Consider the following 8,726-nt stretch of genomic DNA (forward strand, 5'->3'; position numbering starts at 1 on the left):
ACCAGCAGAATATCCGTGCTCGCACCCACTTCTTTGACGAGTATTTCGGTGTCGAACTGATTCGCGATGAAGAGGGGGCTATCCTCGGTGCTCTGACCCTGGAGATCGAGACCGGTGAGCCGCTGCTGATCGAAGCGAAGACAACCTTGTTGGCAACCGGTGGTTGCGGACAGGTATTCCGCACCACCTCCAATGCCCATATCAATACCGGTGACGGTATGGCTATGGCGCTTAGGGCGGGCGTCCCCTTGATGGATATGGAGTTCTTCCAGTTCCATCCCACCGGGATTGCCGGACGTGGCATGCTGATTACAGAAGGCGTGCGCGGTGAGGGCGGTTATCTGATCAACAAGGATGGCGAACGTTTCATGGAGCGCTATGCCCCCAACGCCAAAGACCTTGCCAGCCGTGATGTGGTCGCTCGCGCCATTGTCACCGAGGTGAAGGAGGGTCGTGGTTGCGGACCCAATGCGGACCATGTTCTGTTGAAGGTTGACCATCTGGGTGAGGATATTATCGCCAAGCGTCTGCCGGGTATTCGTGAGAGTTCGAAGATCTTTGCCGGCGTTGACCCGGCGGTAGAACCGATCCCGGTATTCCCGACCGCGCACTATGTGATGGGCGGTATCCCGACCGATCGTTTGGGACATGTTGTGGTTCCGGCCTCCGATGGCTCCGAGCAAATCGTCCCTGGTCTCTATGCCGCCGGTGAGTGTGCCTGCGTATCGGTACATGGTGCCAACAGACTTGGTGGTAACTCGCTACTGGATATTCTGGTATTCGGTCGCGCAGCCGGTCAGCAGATTATTAACCATCTCAAGGACAACCCAGAGCACCGGAGCATGGATGAGGCTGCTGTCGAACAGGCGGTCGCCAGGCTGACCCGCTGGGAGCAGCCCGGTGAGGGGATTTCGGTGCGCGAATTGCGTGACGAGTTCCGTAAGGTGATGGAAGATCATGCAGGCGTATTCCGCACCGATGACATCATGTCAGAGGGTGTGGCCAAGGTTAAAGAGTTACGTGAGAAGCTGAAGGATGTGCGTTTGGGAGACCAGAGCAAGGTGTTCAATACTGCGCGTATCGAAGCCTTGGAGCTGGAGAATCTGATTGATATCGGTATGGCTATCGTCCTCTCTGCGCTGGAACGTAAGGAGAGCCGAGGTGCTCACTCCCGTCCCGACTATACCGAGCGTGATGATAAGAATTGGCTGAAACATTCGGTCTACTTCAGAGAAGGCGATCGACTGGACTACAAGCCGGTACAGACCAAACCGCTTACCGTTGATACCTTCCCGCCGAAGCCACGTGTCTACTGAGGGTTGATGAATGAAATTTTTTGTTTACCGTTATAACCCGGATGTCGACACCGCTCCGCATATGCAGGAGTACGATGTCGAGGTCACCCGAGGCATGATGCTTCGCGATGCCCTGATGGAGATCAAACGACAGGATGAGGCTTTTGCCTTCCGTCACTCCTGCGGTGAAGGCGTGTGCGGGTCGGATGCCGTCAATGTGAACGGCAAGAATATGCTGGGGTGTACCACGCCAGTCAGTGAATTGAAGGAGCCGGTGAATGTGCGTCCGCTGCCCGGGCGTCCGGTGATTCGGGACCTGGTGGTCGATATGTCACAGTTCTATCAGCAGTATCGGGCTGTCAAACCCTATCTGATTCATAAGGATCCGCTGCCGGAGCAAGAGATTCTCCAGTCTCCGGAAGAGCGGGATAAGCTGGATGGGTTGTATGAGTGCATCATGTGTGGCTGTTGTTCCACGTCATGTCCGTCATTCTGGTGGAATCCGGATAAATTCCACGGGCCGCAAGCCCTGCTGCAGGCGTGGCGTTTCCTGGCGGACAGTCGCGATCAAGCCACTGAAGAGCGCCTGGATGCGTTGGAAGGACCCTATAAACTGTTCCGTTGCCACACCATCATGAACTGTGTGGAGTCCTGCCCGAAATCGCTTAACCCCACCAAGGCGATCGGCAAGATCAAGGAATTGATGCTAAAGCACTCAATCTAGGGTGATCGAGTCGGTGCAGGAATCCGCGCTACCTCCACTCGGGCAACTACGCTGGCAATGCCGGCGTGGTATGCTCGAGTTGGACTACGTGTTGCTCGGCTTTCTTGATCGACATTTCGAAAGCCTCCCGATCGAAGATAAGCACTTGTTTGTGCGTATGCTGGATTTTGAAGATCAGTTGCTATTGGATTGGGTGATGGGGAACGTGGTCCCGTCCGATAACAATATCCGTCGTCTGGTAGCGCTGATGCAGACGAGATCATGACGGAATAGGCGTAAATTCTGTTACACAGGGAGTGTGATGAACAGAGAACAGGCGCCGTTGCGCATCAAGCTTTATCCATCCAAAAGGCTCATTCTTTATCAGCACCTGCTACATGCGGCGCTGGCTTGCTACTCCCTGATGGTTTTTGTCGCCTATCCGCTAGCGATACTGTGGCCGATATTAGTCGTTATTTTCTCCTGGGTTAGACTGGCCCGTGTCACCAGGATTAACCGCTCCACTTCTTCAACCATTGTCTGGGCTCCGAACGGTAGCTGGTTGGTAGAACATGCCTCCGGGAAGGTCCGCCACTACCCGACATTGGGCAGCTGTTTCAATCTTCACTGGCTGACTATTCTTGGATTTCGGGAGGGGTGGTTCCGCCGCCGGTACTATCTGCTACTCGGTGATAACTGCGATCCACAACAGTACCGGCGGTTACGGGTGCGCCTCAAGCAGCAGGCCGGGTCCGGTTAACCGGTCCTATTCAACCGGTTGTAAAGGCTGATAATTGTCCGGTATCAACACGGTAGGCGCTTTCTGAAAGCGATCATCCTGACGGGGAAAGTCGATATTAAAATGCAGTCCGCGACTCTCTTTGCGGTGTTGTGCCGAGTGGATAATCAGGTAAGCGACCTCCACCAGATTACGCAGTTCCAATAAATCATTGGTCACCCGGAAGTTACTGTAGTACTCCTTGATCTCATGTCTGAGCAGATTGATGCGCCGCTTGGCTCTTTCCAGGCGTTTGTTGCTGCGTACGATGCCGACATAGTCCCACATGAAATGGCGTAGTTCATTCCAGTTATGCGATACCACGACCTCTTCGTCTGAATCGGTGACCCGGCTCTCGTCCCAGGGGGTGACATCAGGCGGTTCGTTGGCAGAGGGTAGGCGCTGTTCGATATCTAGGGCTGCCTGCTGGGCATAGACAAGACATTCCAACAGGGAATTGCTAGCCATGCGATTGGCGCCGTGCAGTCCGGTATAGGACGTTTCGCCGATGGCAAAGAGATTGGGTATATCGGTTCTAGCCTTGAGGTCGGTGATCACACCGCCACAGGTGTAGTGGGCGGCCGGTACCACGGGGATAGGGTCGGTCGTAATATCGATACCGAATTCGAGGCACTTGGCATAGATATTTGGAAAATGCTCGCGAATGAATTCGGCCGGTTTATGGCTGATATCCAGATAGAGGCAATCAGCACCGATTCGCTTCATTTCGTGATCGATTGCTCGGGCGACAATATCCCGGGGTGCCAGTTCGGCACGCTTGTCGAACTGAGGCATAAAGCGCGTGCCATCCGGCAGTAGCAGTTTGCCCCCTTCGCCTCGGAGCGCCTCGGTAATCAGGAACGATTTGGCATGAGGGTGGTAAAGGCAGGTCGGATGGAACTGGATGAACTCCATATTGGCTACCCGACATCCAGCGCGCCAAGCCATGGCGATGCCGTCTCCTGTGGAAACATCCGGATTGCTGGTGTAGAGATAGACTTTGCTGGCACCGCCGGTTGCCAGTACGGTGAATTTGGCCATAAAGGTCTCAACCTTGTTACTGGCTTTGTTGAGGATGTAAGCACCAAGGCACGGGTTGTCCGGGAGGCCGTGTTTGTTACCCATGATCAGGTCAATGGCGTTGTGGTTCTCAAATAGACTGATGTTCTCACGTGCCTGGACCTGGGACTCCAGCCGACTCTCTACCTCCTGTCCCGTGGCATCCGCAGCATGAATGACCCGGCGATGGGAATGTCCGCCTTCACGGGTGAGATGGTACCCGGCACCGGCCGGCTTGTCCCGGGTGAAGTCCACCCCTTCATCGAGTAGCCATTGGATATTTTCCGGACCCTTTTCAACCACCAGGCGAACCGTTTGTTCATCGCACAACCCGGCACCGGCATTCAGGGTGTCCTCCACATGGGAATCTACCGAGTCTTCCACATCCAGCACGGCAGAAATACCCCCCTGCGCATAATAGGTGTTACCCTCGGTGAGTTCCCTTTTGGCAATGATGGCAATACGGATGGATTCAGGAAGGCGCAGCGCGAGACTTAAACCGGCTGCCCCACTGCCAATAATGAGTACATCAAAATGTTTAGGGGTGTTTTTATTCATGGGGTTTACCCGAATCCTGGCTTGGGGTCATAATTCAGCTTGAAAAGGCAGGGTCTGCGCGTTGCAGTCACTGTGGGGGAATCCTATCGTAATTCTCGGATTTCGAGAACCGGATATTGAGAACTTATCACACAGCATGTTGTCAATCACATTGAGTATAGACCCGGGCTTATCCCCGGCAGAGGTCAAACCCTGATGGGGGAGCGTCAGATTGATCAGGAATTGGTCGAACGTGTACAGCGTGGAGATAAGAAGGCCTTCGATCTTTTGGTACTCAAGTATCAGCAGAAGGTCGCCAATCTGGTTTCCCGGTATGTGCGAGATCCCAGCGAGACACTCGATGTGACACAGGAAGCTTTCATCAAAGCCTATAAAGCTTTACCCAACTTTCGTGGGGAGAGCGCGTTCTATACCTGGCTTTATCGAATTGCCATCAACACAGCGAAAAATTATCTGGTTGCCCAGAAGCGCCGCCCTCCCAGTTCCGATATTGATGCCGAGACAGCCGAGCAGTTGGATGCCGGTGTGCGTCTGAAAGAGCATGCCACACCCGAGAATCATCTGCTGGAGAAAGAGATAGCCGAGACGGTCAACCAGGCTATCGATGAATTACCCGAAGATCTGAGGACAGCCATTACCCTCAGAGAACTTGAGGGTCTCAGTTATGAGGAGATAGCCAAGGCAATGGACTGCCCGGTCGGTACCGTCAGATCAAGAATCTTTCGGGCCCGTGCAGCCATAGACGCGAAATTGCAACCGCTTCTAAGCTGATATTTTTACAGCCGTATTGTGACGACCTGGTCGGATATGAATATGACAGACGATATCAATGAACAGATTTCCGCGCTGCTGGATAATGAGCTGGGCGAGAGAGAGATCCGGCACGCCCTGGATGCTCTGGAGGGTGATGAGTCGCTTCGCGATAAATGGGATCGCTATAATCTGATCGGTGATGCCATGCGTGGTGAAGCGGTGAGGCTATCTGCCGATTCCATTGCAGACAGGGTTAGGGCCAAGCTGGAACAGCAACCTGAGACGGCTCCTGCCTTCCATCCTATTCCGTTCGGCCGGCCGGTACGTTTGTCATCGAGATGGTACAAGTCTGCTGGTGGTGCGGCACTGGCTGCATCCGTTGCAGTGATAACCGTACTGGCATTCCCTCAGCTTACCAACATGTCTTCGGAACCAGGGGGGCAGGTCGTCGTAGAGCGTGCCGTGCCTGATGCGGCTCCCTATCTAACCCGATCCAGCACACATTGGAAAAATCTTTCAGAACCGAAGGTGGAGTCTAAGCTGAATCGGTACCTGATTGATCATAATGAATTTGCAGCGCCCGGTGGTATCGGCGTTATCCCCTATGCCAACTTTGTCAGTTACGACAGCAATCGCTGAAAATGATGAGACCGGTTCAAATTATTTTCTCTGTGTTACTGGTAACGACATGGCTGAATTGCAGCGCGGATGTGAACGATGATGATGTTCGTCCCTGGTTGGAACGTATGGTCAATGCCGTTCATTCATTGAACTACGACGGTACTTTTGTTTTTTTACACAATGATCAGCTCGAGAGTATGCAGATCTCCCATACTGTCGATAGTAGCGGTGAAAAGGAGCGGCTGGTTTCGCTAAATGGAGTGGCCCGCGAGGTGTTCAGAGACAACGCATCGGTCACCTGTATTGCTCCTGACGTTAAATCGATTTCAATTGGCAATCGCGTTACTGGCAATGGTTTTCGTGCGGTTTTTTCGGTCAACGTTAATCAACTGGCGGATTACTATCGTTTTCATCTATTAGGTGAAGAGCGGGTTGCCGGCCGACTTGCACGGGTTGTGGCCATCATACCGCGAGATGCTTATCGTTATGGATACCGGCTTTATCTGGATGCGGAGCATGCACTGCCGTTAAAGACCGATATGCTGAATGTCTCGGGTGTTTCCATATCACAGTTGATGTTTACCCAGTTGCAAGTCGATTACAGCAGTAGTAGAGATATCGCCGACATTTCACTCGATGGCAAGGAGTATTACCGGTGGGTGCAGCAAAAACCAATGAAAGCAATATCTGAACAACACTTTTCCGGGTGGTTTTTTAGCGATCTGCCAAAGGGTTTTGATGTCACGCTGCATTCAAAACGCAAGGCCAGTAAACAAGAAGGAGAAATGGATCATTTTGTCCTCTCTGATGGCTTGGCGTCACTCTCTGTTTATGTGGAGGCGGCGGGAGATGTAGGGCTACGGGGTAGCTCGACGATGGGCACCATTAATGCTTTTGGTAATGAGGTTTCAGGTTACCAGGTAACGGCGGTGGGTGAAGTGCCGGCGATGACTGTTGAGCGGGTCGCGAAATCACTCCATATACCACCACAGTAGCACCAGAATCATGATTGAAGAGAGTGCGATTGTCACGGCCACTCACGGCGAATTTGCTCAAGTGGAAACACAACGGGCGACGAGCTGCGGAAGCTGTGGGGCGAAGAGTGCCTGTGGTACTTCTGCCTTGGCCAAGGTGTTGGGTAACCGTCGAAATCTGGTTGAGGTACTCAATCCGATTGGGGCTAAGGCGGGTGAGCGGGTGATAGTGGGGCTTGATGAATCGGCGCTGACCCGGGCTTCGTTTTTTTTCTACATTGTGCCGTTATTTTCGCTGCTCTTGAGTAGTATGCTCGGCAAATGGGTCGCTATAAAAATAGGTTTCGTGTCTACGGAACCACTTTCCATTATCAGTGGTCTACTGGGTCTGTTAATCGGCCTTGTCTGGTTGCGAAGTTTTGCTTTCAAGACCAAAAGAAACAGTGCTTACCAGGCAGTGATTCTTCGTCGGGCCGGTTCGATCCATGTTATCGATGGAATAAGTAAGAACACACTGTAACAGATTTCAGGAGCTACCCATGAAAGCGCTGTTGTTGAATAATCGCTTAACCTCACTATCACTGATCGTACTACTTTGGTTGACAGCCGCTGCGGTCCAGGCCCAATCCTTACCGGATTTCACCAACCTGGTTGAGACGTATAGTCCCTCTGTCGTTAATATCAGCACCAAGCAACATAAAACCGTACCCGGTCGATTGAATCGGGATTTTCAGATTCCAGACCTTCCTGAAGGGAGTCCGCTCAACGAGTTTTTCCGTCACTTCTTTGGAGAAGGGCAGGGCCAGGATGAGCCGCGAGAGTATGACGCTCGCTCACTGGGTTCCGGCTTCATCATCTCGGATGACGGATATATCATGACTAACTTTCATGTGGTCAATGGCGCGGATGAGATTTTAGTGAGACTGAGCGATCGCCGTGAATTTATAGCGAAAGTGATCGGTATGGATAAAACCAGCGATATCGCCCTACTGAAGATCGATGCCACAGAATTGCCAAAGGTCAAGATCGGCACTACCTATAATCTCAAAGTGGGGGAATGGGTATTGGCAATCGGTTCGCCATTCGGTTTCGATCACTCCGTTACAGCCGGTATCGTGAGCGCAAAAGGTCGTAGCCTACCGAACGAAAACTATGTGCCTTTTATTCAGACCGATGTGGCAATCAACCCCGGAAACTCGGGTGGCCCCCTGTTTAATCTTGAGGGTGAAGTGGTTGGGATCAACTCACAGATATACAGCCGAACCGGCGGCTTTATGGGGCTCTCATTTGCCATACCGATTGAATTGGCGATGAACGTTGTGGATCAGTTGCGTACCAGTGGCGAAGTCAAACGGGGCTGGTTGGGTGTCATGATCCAGGATGTAACCCGCGAACTGGCTAAGTCGTTTGGCATGCAGTATCCCTATGGAGCGTTAATCGCCAAGGTGGTACCGGGTAGTCCTTCCGAGAAGGCCGGTTTGGAAGTGGGTGATGTGATCCTGAAATACAATGGCACCAAACTGGAAAGCTCATCAATGCTACAGCATCTGGTGGGCGCCAGCAGGATAGATAAGCCTGCCGAGTTGGAGATTCTCCGCAATGGAGAAAGGAAGACAGTGAAGGTGAATATTGGCGAACTAAAGAATGATATGGCGCAAGGCGGTATGGAAGAGCCGGCCCAGGAAAGCCTTTCCAGATTGGGTATGAGTGTCGTGGAGCTGGATAAGGAGATTAGAAGTCTGTACAAGCTGGACGGGATCAAGGGTGTCTTTGTTCAGTCAGTCAATAACGGTGCCGCCAAAAATGCGGGTATCGAACCGGGTGATGTCATCCAGATGATTAATCGGGTACGGGTTTCAACGGTCAAGGAGTTTGATGAGGCCGTCAAGGATCTGCCGAAAGGATCTACGGTGGCGGTCCTGATTCATCGTAGAAATGGCGCCCGTTTCATTCCGTTGCAGGTACCGAAAGAGTAGTGGGCCAGT

The 8,726-nt window shown here is 52.5% G+C and carries 10 protein-coding genes; 9 read left to right on the forward strand and 1 reads right to left on the reverse strand.

The genetic code is table 11. The features are described from left to right. From ACQY5R_RS17925 to ACQY5R_RS17940, 4 genes are all read left to right on the forward strand, one after another. Positions 1-1,316, forward strand: a 1,316-nt coding sequence (locus tag ACQY5R_RS17925; RefSeq protein ID WP_428610653.1) for an FAD-binding protein, incomplete at its 5' end; no start/stop codon positions are given. Between the two features lie 10 nt (positions 1,317-1,326). Further along, the gene (locus ACQY5R_RS17930; RefSeq protein ID WP_428610655.1) at positions 1,327-2,019 is read left to right on the forward strand and encodes a succinate dehydrogenase iron-sulfur subunit; all 693 of its coding nucleotides are present in this window, start codon (positions 1,327-1,329) and stop codon (positions 2,017-2,019) included. 13 nt (positions 2,020-2,032) lie between these two features. Continuing rightward, complete coding sequence (locus ACQY5R_RS17935) at positions 2,033-2,284, forward strand: succinate dehydrogenase assembly factor 2 (RefSeq protein ID WP_428610656.1); 252 nt, start codon at positions 2,033-2,035, stop codon at positions 2,282-2,284. A gap of 36 nt (positions 2,285-2,320) precedes the next feature. After that, positions 2,321-2,758: a protein YgfX gene (locus tag ACQY5R_RS17940; protein ID WP_428610657.1), complete on the forward strand. Its 438-nt coding sequence runs from the start codon at positions 2,321-2,323 to the stop codon at positions 2,756-2,758. Positions 2,759-2,764: 6 nt separating this feature from the next. On the opposite strand, the gene nadB is transcribed toward ACQY5R_RS17940, so the two are convergent. Then, positions 2,765-4,393, reverse strand: coding sequence for an L-aspartate oxidase (gene nadB, locus ACQY5R_RS17945; protein WP_428610658.1), 1,629 nt, complete (start codon positions 4,391-4,393; stop codon positions 2,765-2,767). Positions 4,394-4,588: 195 nt separating this feature from the next. Between nadB and rpoE the strand changes: the two genes are divergently transcribed. From rpoE to ACQY5R_RS17970, 5 genes are all read left to right on the forward strand, one after another. Next, complete coding sequence (rpoE, locus tag ACQY5R_RS17950) at positions 4,589-5,164, forward strand: RNA polymerase sigma factor RpoE (protein ID WP_428610659.1); 576 nt, start codon at positions 4,589-4,591, stop codon at positions 5,162-5,164. A 42-nt stretch (positions 5,165-5,206) separates the two neighbouring features. Beyond that, complete coding sequence (locus ACQY5R_RS17955; RefSeq protein WP_428610660.1) at positions 5,207-5,785, forward strand: sigma-E factor negative regulatory protein; 579 nt, start codon at positions 5,207-5,209, stop codon at positions 5,783-5,785. A gap of 71 nt (positions 5,786-5,856) precedes the next feature. Continuing rightward, positions 5,857-6,762 carry a MucB/RseB C-terminal domain-containing protein gene (locus tag ACQY5R_RS17960; protein ID WP_428610661.1) on the forward strand — a complete coding sequence of 302 codons (906 nt, stop codon included), beginning with the start codon at positions 5,857-5,859 and terminating at the stop codon, positions 6,760-6,762. 10 nt (positions 6,763-6,772) lie between these two features. Further along, complete coding sequence (locus tag ACQY5R_RS17965; protein WP_428610662.1) at positions 6,773-7,261, forward strand: SoxR reducing system RseC family protein; 489 nt, start codon at positions 6,773-6,775, stop codon at positions 7,259-7,261. A 19-nt stretch (positions 7,262-7,280) separates the two neighbouring features. Continuing rightward, positions 7,281-8,717, forward strand: coding sequence for a DegQ family serine endoprotease (locus tag ACQY5R_RS17970; protein WP_428610663.1), 1,437 nt, complete (start codon positions 7,281-7,283; stop codon positions 8,715-8,717). Positions 8,718-8,726: the final 9 nt, after the last annotated feature.

Origin of the sequence: Sedimenticola sp., assembly GCF_050289425.1 — a bacterium.
GTDB lineage: Bacteria > Pseudomonadota > Gammaproteobacteria > Chromatiales > Chromatiaceae > Sedimenticola.

Excerpts from the sequence above, each read along its gene's own strand:
- ACQY5R_RS17930 (WP_428610655.1), top strand. The coding sequence starts at position 1,327 with ATGAAATTTTTTGTTTACCGTTATAACCCGGATGTCGACACCGCTCCG.
- ACQY5R_RS17940 (WP_428610657.1), top strand. The coding sequence starts at position 2,321 with ATGAACAGAGAACAGGCGCCGTTGCGCATCAAGCTTTATCCATCCAAA.
- nadB (WP_428610658.1), bottom strand. The coding sequence starts at position 4,393 with ATGAATAAAAACACCCCTAAACATTTTGATGTACTCATTATTGGCAGT.
- rpoE (WP_428610659.1), top strand. The coding sequence starts at position 4,589 with ATGGGGGAGCGTCAGATTGATCAGGAATTGGTCGAACGTGTACAGCGT.
- ACQY5R_RS17955 (WP_428610660.1), top strand. The coding sequence starts at position 5,207 with ATGACAGACGATATCAATGAACAGATTTCCGCGCTGCTGGATAATGAG.
- ACQY5R_RS17965 (WP_428610662.1), top strand. The coding sequence starts at position 6,773 with ATGATTGAAGAGAGTGCGATTGTCACGGCCACTCACGGCGAATTTGCT.
- ACQY5R_RS17970 (WP_428610663.1), top strand. The coding sequence starts at position 7,281 with ATGAAAGCGCTGTTGTTGAATAATCGCTTAACCTCACTATCACTGATC.